The 21,100-nt window shown below is 75.1% G+C and carries 16 protein-coding genes; 2 read left to right on the plus strand and 14 right to left on the minus strand.

Annotated elements, in window-relative coordinates; genetic code table 11:
• Positions 1-36 precede the first annotated feature (36 nt).
• From ACFVVX_RS08850 to ACFVVX_RS08885, 8 genes are all read right to left on the minus strand, one after another.
• Positions 37-1,623, minus strand: coding sequence for a 4-coumarate--CoA ligase family protein (locus tag ACFVVX_RS08850; RefSeq protein ID WP_387942991.1), 1,587 nt, complete (start codon positions 1,621-1,623; stop codon positions 37-39).
• Positions 1,624-1,781: 158 nt separating this feature from the next.
• Entirely contained in the window at positions 1,782-2,969 is a 1,188-nt protein-coding gene (locus tag ACFVVX_RS08855) for an acyl-CoA dehydrogenase family protein (protein ID WP_387942992.1), read from the minus strand.
• Between the two features lie 93 nt (positions 2,970-3,062).
• On the minus strand, positions 3,063-5,012 hold the full coding sequence (locus ACFVVX_RS08860; protein ID WP_387943387.1) for a biotin carboxylase N-terminal domain-containing protein: 1,950 nt from the start codon (positions 5,010-5,012) through the stop codon (positions 3,063-3,065).
• A gap of 104 nt (positions 5,013-5,116) precedes the next feature.
• Positions 5,117-6,715, minus strand: a complete 1,599-nt coding sequence (locus tag ACFVVX_RS08865; RefSeq protein ID WP_387942994.1) for an acyl-CoA carboxylase subunit beta — start codon at positions 6,713-6,715, stop codon at positions 5,117-5,119.
• The gene (locus ACFVVX_RS08870) at positions 6,712-8,418 is read right to left on the minus strand and encodes an acyclic terpene utilization AtuA family protein (RefSeq protein WP_387942996.1); all 1,707 of its coding nucleotides are present in this window, start codon (positions 8,416-8,418) and stop codon (positions 6,712-6,714) included. Before ACFVVX_RS08870 ends, ACFVVX_RS08865 begins: the two co-directional genes overlap by 4 nt.
• 163 nt (positions 8,419-8,581) lie before the next feature.
• Positions 8,582-9,634 (minus strand): HEAT repeat domain-containing protein, encoded by a 1,053-nt coding sequence (locus tag ACFVVX_RS08875; protein ID WP_387942998.1) that lies wholly within the window; start codon positions 9,632-9,634, stop codon positions 8,582-8,584.
• Between the two features lie 154 nt (positions 9,635-9,788).
• Positions 9,789-11,447 (minus strand): FAD-dependent monooxygenase, encoded by a 1,659-nt coding sequence (locus tag ACFVVX_RS08880; RefSeq protein ID WP_387943000.1) that lies wholly within the window; start codon positions 11,445-11,447, stop codon positions 9,789-9,791.
• A gap of 76 nt (positions 11,448-11,523) precedes the next feature.
• Complete coding sequence (locus ACFVVX_RS08885) at positions 11,524-13,098, minus strand: MFS transporter (RefSeq protein ID WP_387943002.1); 1,575 nt, start codon at positions 13,096-13,098, stop codon at positions 11,524-11,526.
• Positions 13,099-13,227: 129 nt separating this feature from the next.
• Here ACFVVX_RS08885 and ACFVVX_RS08890 point away from each other — a divergent pair, with 129 nt between their 5' ends.
• Positions 13,228-13,845, plus strand: a complete 618-nt coding sequence (locus ACFVVX_RS08890) for a TetR/AcrR family transcriptional regulator C-terminal domain-containing protein (protein ID WP_387943004.1) — start codon at positions 13,228-13,230, stop codon at positions 13,843-13,845.
• 285 nt (positions 13,846-14,130) lie between these two features.
• Positions 14,131-14,826, plus strand: a complete 696-nt coding sequence (locus ACFVVX_RS08895; protein WP_387943006.1) for a hypothetical protein — start codon at positions 14,131-14,133, stop codon at positions 14,824-14,826.
• Between the two features lie 61 nt (positions 14,827-14,887).
• Here the strand turns inward: ACFVVX_RS08895 and ACFVVX_RS08900 are convergent, their stop codons facing one another.
• The 6 genes from ACFVVX_RS08900 to ACFVVX_RS08925 form a co-directional block, all read right to left on the minus strand.
• Positions 14,888-15,394 (minus strand): GNAT family N-acetyltransferase, encoded by a 507-nt coding sequence (locus ACFVVX_RS08900; protein ID WP_387943008.1) that lies wholly within the window; start codon positions 15,392-15,394, stop codon positions 14,888-14,890.
• Positions 15,395-15,745: 351 nt separating this feature from the next.
• Positions 15,746-16,714, minus strand: a complete 969-nt coding sequence (locus ACFVVX_RS08905; protein WP_387943010.1) for an ABC transporter ATP-binding protein — start codon at positions 16,712-16,714, stop codon at positions 15,746-15,748.
• Positions 16,711-17,706, minus strand: a complete 996-nt coding sequence (locus ACFVVX_RS08910; protein WP_387943012.1) for an ABC transporter ATP-binding protein — start codon at positions 17,704-17,706, stop codon at positions 16,711-16,713. Before ACFVVX_RS08910 ends, ACFVVX_RS08905 begins: the two co-directional genes overlap by 4 nt.
• Entirely contained in the window at positions 17,703-18,599 is an 897-nt protein-coding gene (locus tag ACFVVX_RS08915; protein WP_387943014.1) for an ABC transporter permease, read from the minus strand. The genes ACFVVX_RS08910 and ACFVVX_RS08915 overlap by 4 nt, the downstream gene beginning before the upstream one ends.
• Positions 18,586-19,545: an ABC transporter permease gene (locus ACFVVX_RS08920; RefSeq protein ID WP_387943016.1), complete on the minus strand. Its 960-nt coding sequence runs from the start codon at positions 19,543-19,545 to the stop codon at positions 18,586-18,588. The genes ACFVVX_RS08915 and ACFVVX_RS08920 overlap by 14 nt, the downstream gene beginning before the upstream one ends.
• Positions 19,542-21,098 (minus strand): ABC transporter substrate-binding protein, encoded by a 1,557-nt coding sequence (locus tag ACFVVX_RS08925; protein ID WP_387943018.1) that lies wholly within the window; start codon positions 21,096-21,098, stop codon positions 19,542-19,544. The genes ACFVVX_RS08920 and ACFVVX_RS08925 overlap by 4 nt, the downstream gene beginning before the upstream one ends.
• Positions 21,099-21,100: the final 2 nt, after the last annotated feature.

Raw genomic sequence — 21,100 nt, forward strand, 5'->3', positions numbered from 1 at the left:
GTCGCGGCTCGATCCTCGCAGATCCGCGGGAACGGCTCAGCGGGCGGCCTCGCGGGCCCGCAGCTCCCGGCGGAGGATCTTGCCGGCGGCCGACTTGGGGACGGCCTCCAGGAACTCCACCGACCGCACCTTCTTGTAGGGGGCGACCTGGCCGGCCACGAAGGCGGTGACGTCCTGTTCGGAGAGGGTGGAGCCGGGGGCCCGGACCACGAAGGCCTTGGGGCATTCGGTGCCCTCCGCGTCCACCACGCCGATCACGGCGGCGTCGGCGATCTGCGGATGGCTGAGCAGCAGGGCCTCCAGCTCGGCGGGGGCGACCTGGTAGCCCTTGTACTTGATCAGCTCCTTCACCCGGTCGACGACGTGCAGGTAGCCGCGGCCGTCCACGTAGCCGATGTCGCCGGTGTGCAGCCAGCCGTCGGCGTCGATGGTGGCGGCGGTGTCGGAGGGGCGGCCGAAGTAGCCCTTCATGACCTGTGGGCCGCGGATCAGCAGCTCGCCGGCCTCCCCGGGGCCCAGGTCGGAGCCGGAGCCGTCCAGTGCGGCGACCCTCAGCTCGGTGGAGGGGACCATCCGGCCGACCGAGCCGGGCGAGGGGTCGCTCTCCTCGGGCGACACGATGTGGGAGACCGGGGAGAGCTCGGTCATCCCGTAACCCTGGAGCAGGTGCGGCAGGCCCAGTCGGCGGGCGCAGGCCTCGGAGAGCTCGCTGTCCAGCGGGGCGGCGGCGCACAGCAGGTACTCGACCGAGGACAGGTCGAAGCGGTCCACGATCGGGTGCTTGGCCAGCGCGAGCGCGATCGGCGGGGCCACGATCAGGGCCTGGACGCGCTGCTCCTCGATGGTGCGGCAGAACTGCTCCAGGTCGAAGCGGGGCAGCACCACGACGGTCGCGCCGCAGCGCAGTGGCTGGTTGAGCAGCGCGGCGAGGCCGTAGATGTGGAAGAACGGCAGCACGGCGAGGATCCGCTCGCCGATCTTGGGCCGGTACAGGGCGTCGGTCTGGGCGAGGTTGGTGGCGATCGAGCGGTGGGTCAGCATCACGCCCTTGGGCAGGCCGGTGGTGCCGCTGGAGTAGGGCAGCACGGCGATGTCCTCGCCCGGGTCGATGGCGACCTCGGGCTCGGGGCCGGTGGCGGCCAGCAGGTCGGCGAGCGAGCGGTGGCCCTCGGCGCCGTCCAGCACGATGATCTCGGCGAGCGGGCGGCCGTCGGCGGCGAGTTTCTCGGCGGCCTGGCGGGCGGTGGACAGGAACGGCGAGACGGTGACCAGCCAGCGGGTGCCGCTGTCGGACAGCTGGGCGGCCAGTTCGGCGGGGGTGGCGAGGGAGGAGACGGTGGTGACGGTGGCGCCGGCCCGGGTGGCGCCGAAGAAGGCCATCGGGTAGCCGATCGTGTTGGGGCTGAACAGGGCCACCACGTCGCCGCGGCGCACGCCCGCCTCGGCCAGCCCGGCGGCGACCCGGCGCACCGCCGTGGCCAGCCGGGCGTGGCTGACCGTCTCCCCCGTGATGCCGTCCACCAGTGCCGGCAGGTCCCCGAAGCGTTCCGCGGCGCCGAGCACCGCGTCGTGGATGGGCAGATCGACGATGTCGACGTCCGGGAACTCGCTGTGGAACACCAAGGCATGCCTCCAGTTGGATGGGTGACGGACAGTCGGATCCGTCGGCCGGACCAAGACTGCCGGGTCGTCCGGGCGCGCGGCCAGGGGGCATTCGGACGGGGGATGTGCGCTGCGCCCCTGTGACGAACGAGCGGGGGCGGGCGCGCGGCACGCCCGCGTCAGTACGACTTGGGCAGGCCGAGGGTGTGCTGGGCGACGTAGTTGAGCACCATCTCCCGGCTGACCGGGGCGACCCGGCCGACCCTGGTGGCGGTGAGCAGGGCGCCGAGCCCGTACTCCTGGGTGAGGCCGTTGCCGCCGAGGGTCTGTACCGCCTGGTCGACCGTCCGGGCGGCGGCCTCGCCGGCCGCGTACTTGGCCATGTTGGCGGCCTCGCCGGCCGCGAGGTCCTCGCCCGCGTCGTAGAGCAGCCCGGCCTTCTGGGTCATCAGCCGGGCGAGTTCGATCTCCACCGCGCACTGGGCGAGCGGGTGGGCGAGGCCCTGGTGCGCGCCGATCGGCGTGTCCCACACCGTCCGGGACCGGGCGTACTCGACGGCCTTGCCCAGCGCCTGGCGGGCGAGCCCGAGCGAGAAGGCGGCGGTCATGATGCGCTCGGGGTTGAGGCCGGCGAACAGCTGCAGCAGTCCGGCGTTCTCGTCGCCGACCAGGGCGTCGGCGGGCAGCCGGACGTCGTCCAGGAAGACCTGGAACTGCTTCTCGGGGGAGACCAGTTCCATCGGGATCGGGCGGTACTCGAAGCCCGGGCTGTCCCGCGGGACGATGAACAGCGCGGGCTTCAGCTTGCCGGTCCTGGCGTCCTCGGTGCGGGCGACGAACAGCACGGCGTCCGCGTGGTCGATGCCGGAGATGAAGACCTTGCGGCCGGTCAGCAGCCAGTCCTCGCCGTCGCGGCGGGCGACGGTGGAGATCCGGTGCGAGTTGGAGCCCGCGTCCGGCTCGGTGATGCCGAAGGCCATCCTCCGGGTGCCGTCGGAGAGTCCGGGCAGCCACGCGCGCTTCTGCTGCTCGGTGCCGTAGCGGGCTATCACCGTGCCGCAGATCGCCGGGGAGACGATCAGCATCAGCAACGGGCAGCCGGCGGTGCCGAGTTCCTCCAGCACGATGGCGAGGTCGGTGATGCCGCCGCCCCCGCCGCCGTACTCGGCGGGCAGGTTGACGCCGAGGTAGCCGGCTTTGCCCGCCTCGGCCCAGAGTTCGTCGGCGGGCAGGCCGGCGCGGGCCTTGCCGAAGTAGTAGTCGGAGCCGTAGCGGCGGCCGAGGTCGGCCACCGCGCGGCGCAGCGCCTGGCGTTCGGGGGTCTCGATCAGCGGGCTGCCGGGGGTGGTGGTGCGCGGTGCGGACATCCTGGGGTCCTTCCGGGCGGGGTGTCGGCCGTCGGGTGGGCGGCCGGGCAGGGGGGTCGGCCGTCGGGTGGACGACCGGGCGGGGGTCGGCCGTCAGGCGGTGGGCGGGGCGGCCGGGTGGATGACGGCGAGCAGGGTGCCGAGCTCGACCTGCTGGCCGGGGGCCACCCGCAGTTCGGCGAGGACGCCGTCGGCGGGGGCGGTGACGCGGTGCTCCATCTTCATCGCCTCCAGCCAGAGCAGCGGCTGGCCTGCGGTGACGGCGTCCCCGGGGGCGGCCGCGGTGCGCACGACGGTGCCGGGCATCGGGGCGAGCAGGGCGCCGGGGTCGCTGTGGGCGGCGGGATCGGGGAAGCGGTCCAGTGCGGTGAGCACGGTGGCCCCGGTGCAGCTGTCGACGTGCACCTGGGCGCCGTGGACCGCGAGGTCGTACCCGAGCCGCCGTCCGTCGACGTCCAGGACGACCCGGTCGGGGGTGGCGAGGACGAGGGCGGTGCCCGGGTGGGCGTCGGCCACCAGGCCGTCCCGGGTGAACCGGTAGCGGACCTCGTACTCGGTGCCGTGGAGGTCGGTGTAGCGCTTGGTCTGCGGCTGGGAGGGCAGGTTGCGCCAGCCGGAGGGGAGTGCCCGGCCGGCCCGGCGGGCGGCGGCGTCGGCCAGCGCGGCGGCGAGGGCGGGCAGCGGGTCGGGTTTGGGGGCGGGCAGCAGCTCGGCGGCGTGTTCGGTGAGGAAGGCGGTGTGCACCCGGCCGGACCGGAAGGCGGGGTGGCGCAGCGCGGCGGTGAGCAACTCCCGGTTGGTGACCGGTCCATGGATCCGCGCGCGGGTCAGGGCGTCGGCGAGGCGGCGGGCGGCGGCGGCCCGGGTGGGCGCCCAGGCGATGACCTTGGCGAGCATCGGGTCGTAGTGGATGCCGATGGTGCTGCCGGGCTCGACGCCGGAGTCCAGGCGGAGCCCGGTGTCGCCCGGGGCGGTACCGAACTCGACGGTGGTGTCCGGTAGTTCGAGGCGGTGCAGGGTGCCGGTCTGGGGCTGCCAGTCGTGCGCCGGGTCCTCGGCGTACAGCCGTGCCTCGATGGCGTGGCCGCGCGGGGCGGGCGGCTGCGGGGCGGGCAGCGGTTCGCCCTCGGCGACGCGCAGTTGGAGGGCGACCAGGTCGAGGCCGGTGACGCATTCGGTGACGGGGTGCTCGACCTGGAGGCGGGTGTTCATCTCCAGGAAGTGGAAGCGGCCGTCGGGGCCGAGCAGGAACTCGGCGGTGCCGGCGCCGGTGTAGCCGATCGCGCGGGCGGCGGCGACGGCGGCCGTGTGCAGCCCGGTGCGCAGCTCCTCGTCGAGGCCGGGGGCCGGGGCCTCCTCGATCACCTTCTGGTGGCGGCGCTGGAGCGAGCAGTCGCGTTCGCCGACCGCCCACACCGTGCCGTGGGTGTCGGCGAGCAGCTGGACCTCGATGTGCCGGCCGGTCGGGAGGTAGCGCTCGCAGAAGACCTCGTCGGAGCCGAAGGCCTTCGCGGCCTCCGCCCGGGCGGCGGCCAGCTCCTGCTCCAGCTCCGCCAGGCGGTGGACCACCCGCATGCCGCGCCCGCCGCCGCCGGCCGCCGCCTTGACCAGCAGGGGCAGATCGGCCTCGGTGGGCGCGGTGACGGCGGCCAGGACGGGGACGCCGGCGGCGGCCATCCGGCGCTTGGCCTCGGTCTTGGAGCCCATCGCGGCGATGGCCGCCGGGGGCGGTCCGACCCAGACCAGGCCGGCGTCCAGGACGGCCTGGGCGAACTCCGCGTTCTCGGAGAGGAATCCGTAGCCCGGGTGGACGGCGTCGGCGCCGGCGGCGAGCGCGGCCCGGACGAGCAGGTCGGCGCGGAGGTAGGTGTCGGCGGGCGCGGCGCCGGGGAGGCGGACGGCGGAGTCGGCCTCCCGGGTGTGCGGGGCGTCGGCGTCCGGGTCCGCGTAGACGGCGGTGGTGGCGATGCCGAGCCGCCGGCAGGTGCGGAAGACCCGGCGGGCGATCTCCCCGCGGTTGGCGACCAGCAGGTTGGTGATCAGCGGGCCGGCGGCCGGGGCGGGTGCGGTCGCGGCCCCGGTGGTCGGCGCCTCGGTGGCCGAGGCCTCGGTGGTCGGCAGGTCGGTGGTCAGCACGGTGGTACCCCTCACATCCGGAAGACGCCGTAGCCGCGCGCGCCTTCGACGGGCGCGTTGTGGATCGCGGAGAGGCAGAGGCCGAGAACCGTCCGGGTGTCGCGCGGGTCGATCACCCCGTCGTCGTAGAGCCGCCCGGAGAGGAAGACCGGCAGCGACTCCGCCTCGATCTGCTGCTCCACCATCGCCCGGATCGCCGCGTCGGCGTCCTCGTCGTACGGCTGCCCCTTCGCCGCCGCCGACTGCCGGGCGACGATCGACAGCACGCCCGCGAGCTGCTGCGGCCCCATCACCGCCGACTTGGCGCTGGGCCAGGCGAACAGGAAGCGCGGCTCGTACGCGCGACCGCACATGCCGTAGTGCCCGGCCCCGTAGGAGGCACCCATCAGTACGGACAGGTGCGGGACCCGGGAGTTGGACACCGCGTTGATCATCATCGCGCCGTGCTTGATGATGCCGCCCTGTTCGTAGGCCCGGCCGACCATGTAGCCGGTGGTGTTGTGCAGGAACAGCAGCGGGATGTCGCGCTGGTTGGCGAGCTGGATGAACTGTGCGGCCTTCTGCGACTCCGCGCTGAACAGCACGCCCTGCGCGTTGGCGAGGATGCCGACCGGGTAGCCGTGCAGCCGGGCCCAGCCGGTGGCGAGGCTGGTGCCGTACAACGGCTTGAACTCGTCGAAGTCCGAGCCGTCGACGATCCGGGCGATCACCTCGCGCGGGTCGAACGGCACCTTGAGGTCTCCGGGGACGATGCCGAGCAGCTCCTCCTCGGCGTACTTCGGCGCAGCGGCGGCCGGGTCCGGCGCGGGGCCGTGGCGGCGGTGGTCCAGGCGGGCGACGATCCGCCGGGCGAGGCGCAGCGCGTCGGGCTCGTCCACGGCGAAGTGGTCGGCGAGGCCGGAGGTGCGGGCGTGCATCTCGGCGCCGCCCAGCGACTCGTCGTCGGACTCCTCGCCGGTGGCCATCTTCACCAGCGGCGGGCCGCCGAGGAAGACCTTGGCGCGTTCCTTGACCATGACGACGTGGTCGGACATCCCCGGCACGTAGGCGCCGCCGGCCGTCGAGTTGCCGAACACCACGGCCACGGTGGGGATCCCGGCCGCCGAGAGCCGGGTGAGGTCGCGGAACAGTGCCCCGCCCGGGATGAAGATCTCCTTCTGGCTGGGCAGGTCGGCTCCGCCGGACTCGACCAGGTTGACCAACGGGAGGCGGTTGTTCAGGGCGATCTCGTTGGCGCGCAGGGCCTTGCGCAGCGTCCAGGGGTTGCTGGCGCCGCCGCGCACGGTGGCGTCGTTGGCGGTGATGACGCACTCGACGCCCTCGATCACGCCGATGCCGGTGACCAGGGCCGCGCCGACCGGGTGGTCGCTGCCCCAGGCGGCGAGCGGGGAGAGTTCGAGGAACGGCGAGTCCGCATCGACCAGCAGCTCGATCCGCTCGCGTGGCAGCAACTTGCCCCGGGTGCGGTGGCGTTCGACGTACTTGGGGCCGCCGCCGGCCAGCGCCTTGGCGTGTTCGGCGGCCAGGTCGGCGAGTTTGCCGAGCATCGCGGCACGGTGCTCGGCGTGGTCGGCGCCGGCCGGGTCGAGGCGGGTGGGCAGGACGGTCACAGCAGCGCCTCCGGGATGTCGAGGTGGCGGGAGCGCAGCCACTCCCCCAGGGCCTTGGCCTGTGGGTCGAACCGCTCCTGGGCGGCGACGCCCTCGCCGAGCAGCCCGGTGACGGTGAAGTTGACCGCGCGGAGGTTGGGGAACAGGTGCCGGGTGATCTCCGACTCCGAGGTCTCGGGGAGGAGTTCGCGCAGCCTCGGGACGGTGAGGGTGTGGGCGAGCCAGCGCCAGGCGTCGTCGGTGCGGGCCCAGACGCCGAGGTTGGCATCGCCGCCCTTGTCCCCGCTGCGGGCCCCGGCCACCAGGCCGAGGGGGGCGCGCCGGGTCGGGCCCGGTGGCAGCGGCTCGGGGAGCGCGGGTGCGGGGACGGCCTGGTCCGCGCGGGTGAGGGGCGCGGGCGGGACGGTGACCCGGCGGCCGTCCGGGAGGACGGCCGTGTGCTCGACCTCCCCGGGGTCGATGTACGCGGCGGTGAACACCCCGTAGGGCGCGCCCGCGCCGGGTACGGCGGTGAGGTGGAAGCCCGGGTAGCCGGCGAGGCCCAGTTCCACTGCGGTGCGGCCGAGTTCACGGCCGACCTTGGCCGGGTCGCGGTCGCGGGCGGTGAGCCGCAGCAGCGCGGAGGCCGTCTCCTCGGTGTCCGCGTCGGGGTGGTCGGTGCGGGCGAGGGTCCAGCGGAGCTCGGCCGGGCGGTCCTGCGGGGCGATCGACTCCGACAGCTGCCGCTGCACGAGGGCGGCCTTGGCCTCGATGTCGAGCCCGGTGAGGACGAACACCACCTCGTTGCGGTGGCCGCCGAGCCGGTTCAGTCCGGCCTTGAGGGTCGGCGGTGGCGCCTCGCCGCGGACGCCGTCGATCCGCACCCGGTCCGGGCCGTCCTGGGTGAGCCGGACGGTGTCCAGCCGGGCGGTCACATCCGGGCCGAGGTAGCGTGCTCCGCCCGTCTCGTACAGCAGTTGGGCGGTGACGGTACCGGTGGTGACGGCGCCTCCGGTGCCCGGGTGCTTGGTGATGACGCTGGAGCCGTCGGCGTGCAGCTCGGCGAGCGGGAAGCCGGGGCGGGTGACGTCGTGCTCCTGGAAGAAGGCGTAGTTCCCACCGGTGGCCTGCGCGCCGCACTCCAGCACGTGTCCGGCGACCACCGCCCCGGCGAGCTGGTCGAAGTCGCCCACGCCCCAACCGAAGTGGGCGATGGCGGGCCCGGCGACCAGGGCCGCGTCGGTGACCCGCCCGGTGACCACCAGGTCGGCGCCGGCGGTCAGGCACTCCGCGATGCCGAAGGCCCCGAGGTAGGCGTTGGCCGCCAGCAGCCCGTCCGGCAGGCCGAGTTCGGAGCGGCGGGGCAGCAGGTCGTCCCCCTCGACGTGGGCGACCGCCGGGTCGAGTCCCTGACTCTTCGCCAGTTCCCCGATCCGGTCGGCGAGTCGGGCCGGATTGAGGCCGCCCGCGTTGACGACGATCCGCACCCCGCGCTCCAGCGCCAGCCCGAGGCACTCCTCCAGCTGCCGCAGAAAGGTCCTGGCATAGCCGAGCGAGGGGTCCTTCAGGCGGTCCCTGGCCAGGATGAGCATCGTCAACTCGGCGAGGTAGTCGCCGGTCAGGACATCCAGCGGCCCGCCCGTCAGCATCTCCCGGACGGCCGCGAAGCGGTCGCCGTAGAAACCCGAGGAATTGCCGATCCGCAGTACCGAACGCGACCCCACAGGAGCGCCTCCCCAACCGGTGGCCCAACGCTTGCCGTCGGGCAGCAGCGTGGCACCGGCCCGGGAAAAAAGCAATCATGCCTGCTTGTTTCGACGGCGATTGCGGCGCGGCGGCACCCCGGCACCGGGGCGGTCACGTCCGCGCGGATGCGGGGTCAGGGCCTCACCCCGGCACCGCGGGAGCGGTGAGGTCGGCCACCACCAGCTCGGCCGCCCGCAGCGGGTCCCCGTCGGCGCGGGTGAGCAGCGCGGCCGCGTCGTAGCCCGCCTCGGCCCACCCCCGGTGGGTCAGCTGCATCTCGTACACCGACTCGTAGCGCGGTGAGCCGAGCGCCGCGCCGAGGTCGGGGCGCAGCCGCTCCAGCTCCATGACGACCTTCCAGGCGTCGTCCTCCATCCGGGCACGCCGTACCGGGTCGCAGGCCGCGATGGCCCGGTCGGTCTCGGGTGCGTGGAACCCGTAGGCGGTCAGAGCAGGCAGGAGCTCGGGAACGCCCAGGATCTCGGCTGCGTCGAGGGTGAAGATCTGGGACCCGTCATCGGAGTCCAGCAGGTGCGCGATCAGGGGGACGGCCCGCGGGTCGTGCCGCCTGGCCAGCCCCCGCGCGCCCTCCTCCCGGACCTCGCCGTCCGCGTCGGTGGTGCACGTCCACAGCGCGTCCCTGATGGCGGTCGAGTCCTGTTCCAGTTGGAATCCCAGGGTGAAGGCCGCCCAGTTGCGGACATCGGGGTCCTGGTCCCGGGTGAGCCGGATCAGCGCCCGGACATCGGGCCCGTCGGGCAGTCCGCTGTTGACGCTGCTGAGGTCCGCGGCGACCTGGCGCCGCAGCTCGGCGTCCTCGTGTCCGGAGAGCCTCACCAGCACGGGAACGGCGCGCCGGTCCCGCGCCGAGCCCAGGCCGGCGACGAGGGAGCGCAGCACGCAGACCTCCGTCTCCACCTCGGCCAATGCCATCAGGGCGGTCGCCGCCTCGCCCCGCAGGGACTCGTGCGCACCGGCCGCGTTGCCCACCAGGTCGCAGCCCACCGTCCGCCCCAGGGGCTCGGCCGAGGCCAGCAACCCCGATCCGCAGGACAGCGCCGTCTCCGCACTCTCCCCCGTCGCCGCCTCCCGGAGCAGCTCCCAGTAGGCGTGCCCGTCGTGGTCCGCCTCCGATGCCTGCGCCACTCGCGCCGCCACCATCAGGCGCTCCGCCATCCCCACCGCGTTGTCCATCCACGCATTCTCACCCGAACGGCCCGCGAGCGGTGGGGCGGGCGCCGTCCACTGGGCGGCGGCCTGTGGGCGGCGGCTCTGCGGCGGCCCGGTCGGCCGACCGGGCCGCCGCAGGGCCGAGCGAGGTCACGGGTGCGGCCTGACGGCTCCGGGGCTACGGGTGGACCTCGGATCCTGCGAGCCCCGGCGCCCGGCGGTGCGTGCCGTGGCGGCCGTGGAACGGCAGCCGGCGCAGGGCGGCGGCGACGGCCGCGGCCGGATCGGCGGCGCCGACGGTGGGCCGGTCGGTGGGCCGGTCGGTGGGCCGGTCGGTGGAGCGCCAGGCGATGTGGCCGTCGGGGCGGACGAGGACGGCGCCGCCGGGGCCGGTACCGGCGAGGGCGGCGAACTCGGGACCGGGGTCGGCGTGGCGCAGGCCGGCGGTGTCGGCGGGCAGGCGCCAGGCGGGTGGACCGAGCAGGATCCAGTCCCCGGCGGACAGGTCGAGGGTGGAGACCGAGCGGGCGGCGTCGGTCCAGGCGTGCGGGAGCCGGGTGCCGGGGCCGCCGTCGAGGGCGGTGGCGACGGGGCCCGCCCGGTCCTCCCCCGCACCGGTCAGGACGGCGGCGGAGCGGTAGCGGTCGCCGAGGCCGTGGGCGGCCGGGGCGGACCAGTCGGGATCGGGTGAGGCGGCGCTACCGGGGGTCATGGCCCGGGCGTTGGCGCCCGAGGCGGCGACGGCGTGCACGGCGGCGGGGTGGCGCTCGTCCTGGTAGGTGTCCAGCAGGGTCTCGTCCGCTCGACCGCCGAGGACGGCGCCGAGCTTCCAGACCAGGTTGTGGACGTCGGCGATGCCGGTACTGGCGCCGCGGGCACCGGCCGGGGGCATCTGGTGGGCCGCGTCGCCGGCGAAGAACACCCGGCCCGCGCGCAGGCGGTCGAGGGTGCGCTCGCGGGCCTCCCAGGGCAGCACGCTGACCACCTCGGGTGCGACGCCGGGCACCCCGAGGACGTCCCGCAGGATCTGCTCGCACCGCCCGGGCGGGTAGTCCGCGGGGCTCTCGACGGCCGGGTCGTAGCGCAGGTGGAAGGCCCAGCGGGTGCGGGCGTCGATGGCGGTGAGCATGCCCCGCACGCCCGGGCGCGAGATCAGGACGACGCTGAACTCCCTTCCCCGGACGAGTTGTTCGAGGTCGGCACGGAACAGGATGTTGAGCTGGTGCCCGTGGCCGGCGCCGTACGTCGAGGAGACGCCGAGTTCGTGGCGCAGCGCGCCGCCCGCGCCGTCGGCGGCGATCAGGTAGTCCGCCGTGACGGTCTCGGTGGCACCGATGGCCGCGTCCGCCAGGTCGACGGCGAGGTGGTCGCCACCGTGCCGCAGGCCGGTGCGCAGCGTGCCGAAGCGGATCTCGGCCGGTCGGCGGCGGGCCGCCGCCAGCAGGACGGGTTCGACGGCGTCGAGGGTCGCGCGGCGGCCGGTGGTCGGGCTCCAGCGGGCCATCGCGGCGGGGGCGAAGATGCTCCCGGGCCGGTCGCCGGGGTTCGTCCGGCGCGGGATGTCGGCGAGGGCGGTGGCGAGGTCGGGGCCGCGGTGCAGGCCCTCGGCGCGGGCGAGTGGGGCGCCGGCTTCGTGGACGGCGTCCGCCACGCCCAGTTCGCGGAAGATCTCCATCGCGCGGGCGTTGAGGCTGCGGGCGCGCGGGTGGTCGTGGGTGCCGGGGTGGGCCTCGACCAGGAGCGAGGGGATCCCGTGGTGGGAGAGGGCGAGGGAGGCGGTCAGGCCGACGATGCCGCCGCCGACGACCAGGACGGGGTAGTGCTTGCCGGTGTGCACGGGCTGTCCTCCGGGCTGGTGCTGAGGGGGTGTTGAGGGGTGTTGAGGGAACACTGGGGCTGGTGCTGAGACGGGTTCAGGAACGGCTTCGGGTGCGGCTTCGGGTACGGGTGTCCGGCTGCGGGCCGGGGTCGGCGGCCCGGTCGGCGCTCCGGGCGCCGGGCAGGAGGAGGGAGGCGAGCGCGCCCAGCAGGCTGAGCACCGCGGCGGCGAGCAGCGCCGGGTGGGAGCCGCGCAGCAGGGCGGCAGCGGCTCCGGAGGCGGTGCCGTCGGCCGTGCCGGTGGCGGACTGGGCGATGGCGCCGAGCAGGGCGAGGCCGAGGGCGCCGCCCAGTTGGCGGGAGGTGTTGAGCAGGCCCGAGGCGAGACCGGCCTCGGCGGGCGGGACGGCGGCGGTGGCCGCCGTGGTGGCGGACATCAGCATCAGGCCGAGGCCGGATCCGATCAGCAGTAGCGGGCCGAGCAGGTCGACCGGGTAGCGGGCGTCGGAGGGCACGGCGGCGAGCCACAGCAGCGCGGCCGCCGCGACGGCGCCCCCGTACAGCGGCAGTCGGCGCGCCCCGGCGTCCAGCAGGCGCCGGGAGACCAGCGCGGCCGCGGCCAGGCACACACCCATCGGCAGCATCGCCAGACCGGTCTGCTGGGCGGAGTAGCCGAGGGCCTGCTGCATCAGCTGGGAGACCAGGAACAGCGACGCCGTCAGGCTCGAACCGAGCAGGAGTACGACGAGGTTCCCGGTCGGTACGCCGGGCAGCCGGAAGACCGGCAGGCGGACCAGCGGGTTCGCGCTGCGTGCCTCGATGCGCACGAAGGCGGTGAGCAGCAGGACTGCCGCGGCAAGGGTGGCGAGGGTGGTGGGGGACGTCCAACCGCTCTCGCCGCCGCGGGTGATGCCGAACAGGAGCAGGCCCACGCCGGCGGTCGAGACGAACGCCCCGGGCAGGTCGAGGCGGCCGAAGGAGCCCCGGGCACCGGCGGGGCACAGGCAGAGGTGGACGGCGATCAGCAGGACGGTGCCGACGGGCACGTTGACGTACATCACCCAGCGCCAGCCCGCGTGTTCGGTGAGGACGCCGCCGAGCAGCACGCCGAGTGCCGCGGCCGACGAACCGGCGGCGGCCCAGGCCGACATGGCGCGTCGGCGCAGCTCCGGCCGGTCGGCGGTGGCGGCGAGGACGACGCCGAGGGTCGAGGTCGCCAGTGCCGAGGCGCCCAGCCCCTGGGCGGCGCGGGCGGCGATCAGGGCCTGGCCGCTGTCGGCCAGTCCGCCGAGGGCGCTGGCGGCGGTGAACAGCACCAGGCCCGCTTGGAGGGTGGCCCGGCGTCCGAAGAGGTCGCCGGCGCGGGCGGCGAGCAGGGTGAAGCCGCCGAGCACCAGCAGGTAGGCGTCCACCACCCAGCGGGCGGCGGCGGATCCGAGTCCGAGGTCGGCGCTCATGGCGGGCAGGGCCACGTTCACGATGGCGCCGTCCGTGACGACCATGAACGACGCGGTGCAGGCGATCGCCACCGCCGCCGCGACGGGCAGGCCGGGCCGCAGCAGGCGCGGCGGTCCGGGCGGTGGCGGATCGGTGGGCGGCGGCGCGGCGGGCGGAGACACGGTGGGCGGAGGGGGCGCGGCGGGGTCCCCCGAGGAGGAGGGCAGGGGCATGTCGACTCCTAACCTGAACAGTGTTCTAGTAGAACGGTGTTCAGGTTAGGGTAGGCTCAACGGTGTGTCAACGCGGGTGACCACGGCCGCGAACTCGGCCCAACCCGCCCGCCCAGCAAGGAGATCCGCGTGCGCCTGCACCGCGAGGACGTGCTCGCCGGAGCCCTCGGCCTGCTCGACCAGGAAGGCCTGGAGGGGCTCACCATGCGCCGCCTCGCCGCGTCCCTGGGCGTCGGCCCCAGTGCCCTGTACTGGCACTACCGCGACAAGCAGGCCCTGCTGGAGGCCATCGCCGAGGAGATCATGAGCGGCGTCGCCGACGTCGACGCCGCACTGCCGCCGCGCGAGCGGACCGCCGAACTCGCCCGGCGGCTGCGGCTCGCACTGCTCGCCCGCCGGGACGGCGCCCGCGTCCTGTCCGGCACGTACGTCCGCCTGCCCAACACCCTCCGGTTCGGTGAGGTCGCCGTCCTGGCCCTGGCCGCCACCGGAGTGCCGGAGGCGGAGACCGCGCTCGCCTTCTTCGCCGTCCAGGACTACGTCCTCGGCCACGTCATCGAGGAACAGAGCCGGGAGCACCAGCTCGCCACCACCGACCGCACCCCGACCCCGGACGCCGCCACGACCGGCGACTACCCGGCCATCGGCACGGCCATCCGCCACTGGGCCGAGCGCACGCCGGACGACCGCTTCGAGTACGGCCTGCGACTGCTGCTCGACGGCCTCGACCGCCGCACCGGCGCCTGACCGCCCCGGGAGCCACCCCGACCCGGGCGGGCCGGCCGGAGAGCGGGCCCGCCTACCGGGCGGGGCGGACCAGGCAGTTCACGAACGTCTCCACCCACAACGGCTCAGCCCGCGGCACCCCACCCCGGCCGGCGAGATGCCCCCGCCTCCGGCCTTCTCCAACAGTCTTTGGCCGGTCGGTGCTTGAACCTCCGCTGCCGGTGGTGCACGACGGGTGGGCCAGCAGCCCCACCACGGCACCGGACAGCCCGTTCCGCTGTCATGGCACGTATCTACACTCTTCCCATGCCGACATCCGCCGTCCCCGCAGCCCTGTCCTATGCCGACGCCGACGCCCGCCTGGGCGGGGCGTTGTCCGCCGTGTTCGAAGGGGCAGGAGCGTCGCCCGGCTACGACGAGGTGCTGTTCTTCGACGGCGACCTCACGCTCGACGGGGACTTCCTGGACGCCATCAACGAACTGCGCCGGGGGGACGACGAGCACGACGTCGAGTTGATCGTGGTCACCGGCGACCTGACGGTCAGAGGTCCGATCGCGCTCTACGAGGACCGGCCCGGGCTCTACGTCGGCGGACGCACCGAGGCCGAGACCCTGGAGGGCGGCGACGCGGAGATCTGCATCCACGACGGCGTCTTCACCCACCTGGTCTACGGCTGGTACAACCACGGCTCTCTGCAGACCGGGATCGTCGACACCCCTTGGGTGATCGACTACGACCACCACATGGAAGTGGGCGCCCGCGGCGCGCGCTGGGTGAACAACTACGAAGACGACGACGACGCCGACTTCGCCGTCGGGGACGGCATCATCGAGGCGTTCGTGCCCGAGGTCGTGGACGCGGAGGACGGCAGCCTGCGGGTCGAGGATTTCCTGGACCGGCTACGGGCCGGACTGCCGGTCCTGCGCCCCGGAGCCCGGTCGGAGACCGAGTCGGCGAGTGATCACGGGCCCGGGCCGCACGCCTCCCTGCCGAAGCCGTAGGGCCTGACCCGGGGCGCCCCGGCACCCGGCGCCCCGGCGCCGACGCGACGTCAACGCCCGCTCAGTGCAGGGGCAGGGCCATCTCCAGCAGCATGGCGGTCGGGTCGAGCACGTACGGCTCGCGGGCGCCGGTGAGGTCGAAGCCGCGGCGGCGGTAGAAGGCGGCGGCCCGGGGGTTGCCCTCGTGGACGGTGAGCACCAGCCGCTGCGCCCCGGCCTCGGTGCGGGCCCAGGCCTCGACCGCGTCGAGCAGGGCGTCCGTCACACCGCGCTCCCGGCCCCGGTGCTCGGGGTGCACCCAGACGCCGACCAGCAGCGCCGTGCCCGGCTCGGGGGTGAAGGAGATCATCGTCCCCACCCACTCCCCCGCCGCGTCGACGGCCACCAGGCCGACGCTCCCGGGCGCGCTGACCCGGGCGACCCGCGAGCGCCACTCCTCCTCGCCGTGGCCGAGCGCCGTCTCGTACGTCTCCCGGAACGCGAGCGGGGTGTCCTGCAGCATCGCCAGCCGCACCTCCCGCATCCGCTCCCAGTCGGCCGTCCCGATCCGCTCGATCCGGTACGCCATGGCTCCGCCCCTTTCCACCTTGATCGTCGACGGACACGGCGGAGCCTACGGCACGGTACGCGGACGGCGGCGGCCGGATATCGGTACGGCACGACCGGTGCACGGGGAGCCGGCTGGGCCCCGCCACCCCGGGGGGGGAGATGGCGGGGCCTGCCTGGTCTGCGGGGCGCCGGCCCGTCGGCGCGGCGGGCCCGGCCGGCCGGGTGCCGGAGGCGGCGGTTCCGACGGTCCGGGCCTTCCACAAGCCTCCAGGCCGGGCTGACCCGTGGTCAACACCCGGGCCCGGTAACCGCCCGGCCGTCCGGCGCGGCGCTGCCTCAAAGGGCAGGTCGGACGGGTCGGCGCCGCGCCTCAGGGGCCGGTGGGCAGTGGCCGGTGGCAGGCGACCGTCCGGCCCGGGGAGACCTCGCGCAGGGCGGGGGTCTCGTCGGCGCAGCGGGCGTCGGCGAGCGGGCAGCGGGTGCGGAAGCGGCAGCCGGAGGGCGGGTCGAGCGGGGACGGCGGGTCGGCGGGCAGCAGGCCGGTGTCGCCGAGGGGGCGGCCGGGTTCGGGGACGGCGGCGAGCAGCGCGGCGGTGTACGGGTGGGCGGGGGCGGCCAGTACCTCCTCGGTCGGGCCCTGCTCGCAGAGCCGGCCGAGCTGCAGGACGGCGACGTCGTCGCTGACGGCCCGGACCACGCCCAGGTCGTGCGAGATGAACAGGCTCGCCAGGCCGCGCTCCTCGGTGAGCCGACGGAGCAGGTTGAGCACGGTGGCCTGGGCGGAGACGTCCAGCGCGGAGACCGCCTCGTCGGCGATCAGGACCCGGGGTTCGGCGGCGAGCGCCCGGGCGATGGCGACCCGCTGGGCCTGGCCGCCGGAGAGCTGGCCGGGCCGGCGGTCGCCGAACAGGGCGGGCGGCAGGCCGACCGCGTCCAGCTGCTCGGCCGCGAAGGCCTCGCGGTCGCGCGCCGGGTCGGGGTGGGCGTCGAGCGGTTCGGCGACCAGGTCGCGGACCCGGCGGCGCGGGTTGAGCGAGGAGAGCGGGTCCTGGAAGACCATCTGCATCCGCGGCCGGAGCGCCCGCAGCGAGCGGGGGGTGAGCGCGGCGAGGTCGGTGCCGTCCAGGGTGACGGTTCCGGCGGTGGGCGGGGGCAGCCGGAGCAGGGCCTTGGCGATGCTGCTCTTGCCGGAGCCGGACTCGCCGACCAGGGCGAGGGTGCGGCCCGCGCGCAGCGTCAGGTCGACGTCGCTGACGGCGTGCAGCGGCCCGGAGCGGGTGCGGTGGACCACCGAGAGCCCGGTGGCGTGCAGGACGGGGTCGGTCGGGACGGCGCTCATGCCGCGTTCTCCATCGTGCTGAGGGGGAAGTGGCAGGCGGCCGTGTGCCCGGGGCCGGCCCGGTGGACGGGTGGGGGCGTCGTGCCGCAGAGCGACTCGGCGCGTTCGCAGCGCGGCGCGAACGGGCAGCCGGCGGCCGGGCGGGAAAGGTCCGGCGCCGAGCCGGGGATGGCCGGCAGGGTGCGTCGCAGCGGGCCGGTGACCCGCGGCACCGAGCGCAGCAGCGCGGCGGTGTAGGGGTGGGCGGGGCGTTCGGTGACGGCTTCGGTGGGGCCGCTCTCGACGACCCGGCCGCCGTACATGACGGCGATCCGGCGGGCCCGCCCGTACAGCAGGCCGATGTCGTGGGTGATCAGCAGGGTGGCCAGGCCGCGGGTCTCGCGGTGGCGGTCGAGCAGGTCGAGGACGGTGCGCTGGACGGTGACGTCGAGGGCGGTGGTGGGTTCGTCGGCGAGCAGCAGGGCGGGGCTGCCGGCGAGGGCGGCGGCGATGCCGACGCGCTGGCGCAGGCCGCCGGAGAGTTCGTGCGGGTAGGCGCGGGCGCGCCGGGCGGGGTCGGGGACGTCGACGGCGGCGAGCAGTTCGGCGGCGGTCTCCAGCCGGGCCCGGCGGCCGAGCCGGCGGCGGTTGGTGAGCGACTCGGTGACCTGGTCGGCGATCCGGACCACCGGGTTGAGGGAGGTCATCGGGTCCTGGTGGACCATGGCGATGCCGGTGCCGAGCAGTTCGGTGCGCCGCTTGGGGGTGGCGCCGAGCAGGTCCTCTCCGTGCAGCAGCACCTGGCCGGTGGACCGCGCCCGCGTGGTGCGGGGGTGCACCCCGAGGACGGTGCGGGCGAGCACGGACTTGCCGGAGCCGGACTCCCCGACCACGCCGAGGCACTCGCCGGCGCCGATCGAGAGGTCGATGTCGTGCAGGATCTGCACGGTGCGGCCGTCGGGGGTGGCCAGGGCGGTGTTCAGCGAGCGGATCTCCAGGACCGGGGTGGTCACTTCGACGCTCCCTTCGGTGCGGACGCGGGGGACGGCGAACGCAGGTGTTCGCCCAGGTAGTTGAGGGCGAGGACGGTGGCGCACAGCACGGCGGCGGGGGCGAGCGAGATCCACGGCGCGCTGCCGAGGGTGGTGCGGCCCTCGGCGATGATGCCGCCCCAGGACGGCTCCGGCGGGCGGAGGCCGAAGCCGAGGAAGCTGAGCGAGCCCTCGGCGACGATGGCGACGGTGGTGGCGGTGAAGGCGAAGGTCAGCGCGATCGGCGCGACGTGCGGGACGATCTCGCGGCGCAGGATGCGCAGCGGCGCGGTGCCGATCATCCGGGCGGCCAGGACGAAGCCGCGCTCGGTGAGCGACAGCACCACCGCCCGGACGACCCGGGTGAAGTGCGGGACGGTGAACAGGCCGATCAGGGCGCCGATCACGGGCAGGCTGGGGCCGCGCAGGGCGACCACGATCATCACCAGGATCAGCGTGGGCACGGACATCAGCAGGTCGGTGGCGAAGCCGATGGCCTTGTCGAGCGGGCCGCGGAACCACCCGGCGGCGACGCCGAGCGCGCCCCCGCCGAGCAGGCCGACCGCGATGGTCAGGGCGGCCACCGCGAAGGAGGCCCGGGCCCCGGCGACGGTCCGCTGCAGGACGTCCCGCCCGGAGGCGTCGGTGCCCAGCCAGTGGCCGGGGCCCGGGGCGGCGGAGGGGTGGGCGAAGTCGCCGTGCAGCGGGTCGAAGCCGGGCAGCAGCGGCAGCAGCAGCGCCGCGAGGGCGACCAGGGCCAGCCAGGCGGTCGCGGCGAGGACCCCGGGCGGGGGCCGGCGCCGGGTTGCGCGGGCGGGCGCGGCCGGCTGGGCGAGGGCGGCCGGCTGGGCGGGCGCGGTGTCAGCGGTGGTCATGGGCGATCCTCGGGTCGATCGTGCGGTACAGCAGGTCCACCGCGAGGGTGGCCGCCACGACTCCGGCGGCGCTGACCACCACGACGGCCTGCACCACGGGGAAGTCGCGGCCGGCGATGGCGGTGGAGGCCAGGTTGCCGACCCCGGGCACCGCGAACAGGGTCTCGACCAGGACCGAGCCGCCGAGGGAGGTGCCCACGCCGATGCCGATCAGGGTGACCAGCGGCAGCGAGGACGGCCGCAGGGCGCGGCGCAGCAGCAGGCGGGCGGTGCCCATGCCGCGGCTGCGGGCGGCGGCGACGTAGGTCTGGTCGAGGGTCTCCAGCAGCTGGCCGCGCAGGGTGCGGGTGAAGACGGCGGCCTCGGTGAGGCCGAGGGTGAGCGCGGGCAGCACCAGGTGGCGCAGGTTCTCCACCGGGTCCTCGGTGAACGGCACCCAGCCGGTGGCGGGCAGCACCTTCAGCTGGACGGCGGCGATCCAGATGAGGAGCAGGCCGAGCACGAAGCCGGGCACGGCGAGCCAGACGAAGGCGCCGGCGGTGGCGATCCGGTCCACCGCGCCGCCCGGGCGCCAGGCCGAGAGCAGGGCGACCGGGACGGCGATGCAGAGCGCCACCAGCTGGGCGGCGACGAAGAGTTCGAGGGTGACGGGGATCCGGTGGGCGAGTTCGGTGGTGACGGCGGAGCCGTTGGCGAGCGAGTGCCCGAGGTCGCCGTGCAGGGCGGCGGACAGCCAGCGCCAGGTGGCCGTGAGCACGTTGTCGTCCAGGCCGAGCCCGGCCTCGTAGGCGGCGATCTGCTCGGGGGTGGCGGTGGCGCCCAGGGCGGCGGCCGCCGGGGAGCCGGGCATCAGGTGCGGCAGGGCGAGCGCGGCGACGGTGACCAGCAGCAGGACGGCGGCGGCGCGGCCGGCCCGCCCGGCGAGGTCGGGGATCCGCGGTGTCACGGCTTCACCCACAGCGTGGCCGGGGAGACGTTGATGACGGTCCGCCTGGAGAGGTCGGGCAGGCCGCCGACCTTGGCGGAGGCGATGAAGCCGGCCGGGTTCTCGGTGAGGAACAGCATCGGGGCCTGCTCGACGACGGCCCTGGCGGCCTCGCCGTAGGCGGCGGCCCGCTGGGCGGTGTCCACGGTGGCCCGCCCGGCGGCGATGGCCTGGTCGGCCTTCGGGCTGCTCCAGCCGGTGAAGTTGTACGCGGCGCCGGTGCCGTACAGGCTGCTCAGCGCGGTGTCGGTGTCGCCGAACAGGCTGGTGACGAAGTCCATCACCTGGAACTTGCGCTGGATCAGGGCGGTGCCCAGGCCCGCCGGGTCGAGCGGCTTGACGGTCATCCTGACGCCGACCTCGCCGAGCATCTGCTGGAGGACGGTGGCGCGCTGCTGGCCCTCGGGGCGGTTGTCGACCTGGTACTCGAAGGCGAGGTCCGGGTGCCCGGCCTCGGCGAGCAGGGCGCGGGCCCTGGCCGGGTCGTGGGCCGGGTAGCCGCTCGCCCCGGCGGCGCGGTACGGGGAGGCGGAGTTGACCGGGCCGTCCGACACCCTGCCCTGGCCGAGGTAGACGACCTTCTCGACGGCCTCCCGGTCGATGGCGTACTGGAGGGCCTGGCGGACCCGGGGGTCGTCGAAGGGCGCGACCTTGGTGTTGAACAGGACGGTGGAGGTGGAGCCGGGGCCGGTGGCGGTGCGCAGCCCGTCCGCGGCGGCCTGCTTCAGCTGGGAGGGCGTCTCGCCCCAGACCAGGTCGGCGTCGCCGGAGCGCAGCGACTGGTAGCGGCTGTCGGCGTCCGGCAGCACCCGGTAGACGATCTTGTCGGCGTGGCCCTTGGCCCCCCAGTAGGAGGCGTTGCGGGCGACGGTCACCGAGACGCCCGGCTGGACGCTCTCCACGGTGTACGGGCCGGATCCGACGGCCGGGGCGTCACCGGCCGGGGCCTCGGAGACGTAGCCGAGGGAGCGGGTGAACAGGTTGGGGAAGGCCGCGTTCGGCGCCTTGAGGGTGAAGGCGACGGTGGTGGGGCCGTTCACCGTGACACCGCCGATGGTGGCGGCGTCGGCGGCGCAGGAGCACTTGCTCTCCGGCTTGGCGAGGCGGGCGACGTGGTCGGCGACGGCCTGCCCGTCCAGCGGCTTGCCGTCGCTGAACGTCACGCCCTCGCGCAGTTCGAGGGTCCAGGCGGTGGCGTCGGCGTTCGGGGTGAACGCCTTGGCCAGGTAGGGCTGGACGGTCCCGTTGTCGCCGTTGACCATCAGCGGGTCGTACAGCGCGTTGGCCAGGATCATCATCGGCATCGAGGTCAGCCCGGTGTCGGCCGGGTCGAGCTTGGCGAACGGGCGGTCCAGTCCGACCTTCAGGGTGCCGCCGTCGGCCGCCGGGCCGTCCTGCGCGGCGGCGGCCCCGGTGCCGGCGCCGGACACCGCGTCGTCGGAGGCCGAGCAGGAGGTGAGGGTGATGGCCGCCGTACAGACAGCCGCTGCCAGAACGTGCTTGTGCCGCTTCATGG

It is taken from the genome of Kitasatospora sp. NPDC058170 (assembly GCF_042883905.1).
Classification (GTDB): Bacteria; Actinomycetota; Actinomycetes; order Streptomycetales; family Streptomycetaceae; genus Kitasatospora.

Coding starts and splice junctions, on each gene's coding strand:
- ACFVVX_RS08855 (WP_387942992.1), bottom strand. CDS start 2,969: ATGTCCGCACCGCGCACCACCACCCCCGGCAGCCCGCTGATCGAGACC.
- ACFVVX_RS08875 (WP_387942998.1), bottom strand. CDS start 9,634: ATGGACAACGCGGTGGGGATGGCGGAGCGCCTGATGGTGGCGGCGCGA.
- ACFVVX_RS08885 (WP_387943002.1), bottom strand. CDS start 13,098: ATGCCCCTGCCCTCCTCCTCGGGGGACCCCGCCGCGCCCCCTCCGCCC.
- ACFVVX_RS08895 (WP_387943006.1), top strand. CDS start 14,131: ATGCCGACATCCGCCGTCCCCGCAGCCCTGTCCTATGCCGACGCCGAC.
- ACFVVX_RS08900 (WP_387943008.1), bottom strand. CDS start 15,394: ATGGCGTACCGGATCGAGCGGATCGGGACGGCCGACTGGGAGCGGATG.
- ACFVVX_RS08905 (WP_387943010.1), bottom strand. CDS start 16,714: ATGAGCGCCGTCCCGACCGACCCCGTCCTGCACGCCACCGGGCTCTCG.
- ACFVVX_RS08915 (WP_387943014.1), bottom strand. CDS start 18,599: ATGACCACCGCTGACACCGCGCCCGCCCAGCCGGCCGCCCTCGCCCAG.
- ACFVVX_RS08925 (WP_387943018.1), bottom strand. CDS start 21,098: ATGAAGCGGCACAAGCACGTTCTGGCAGCGGCTGTCTGTACGGCGGCC.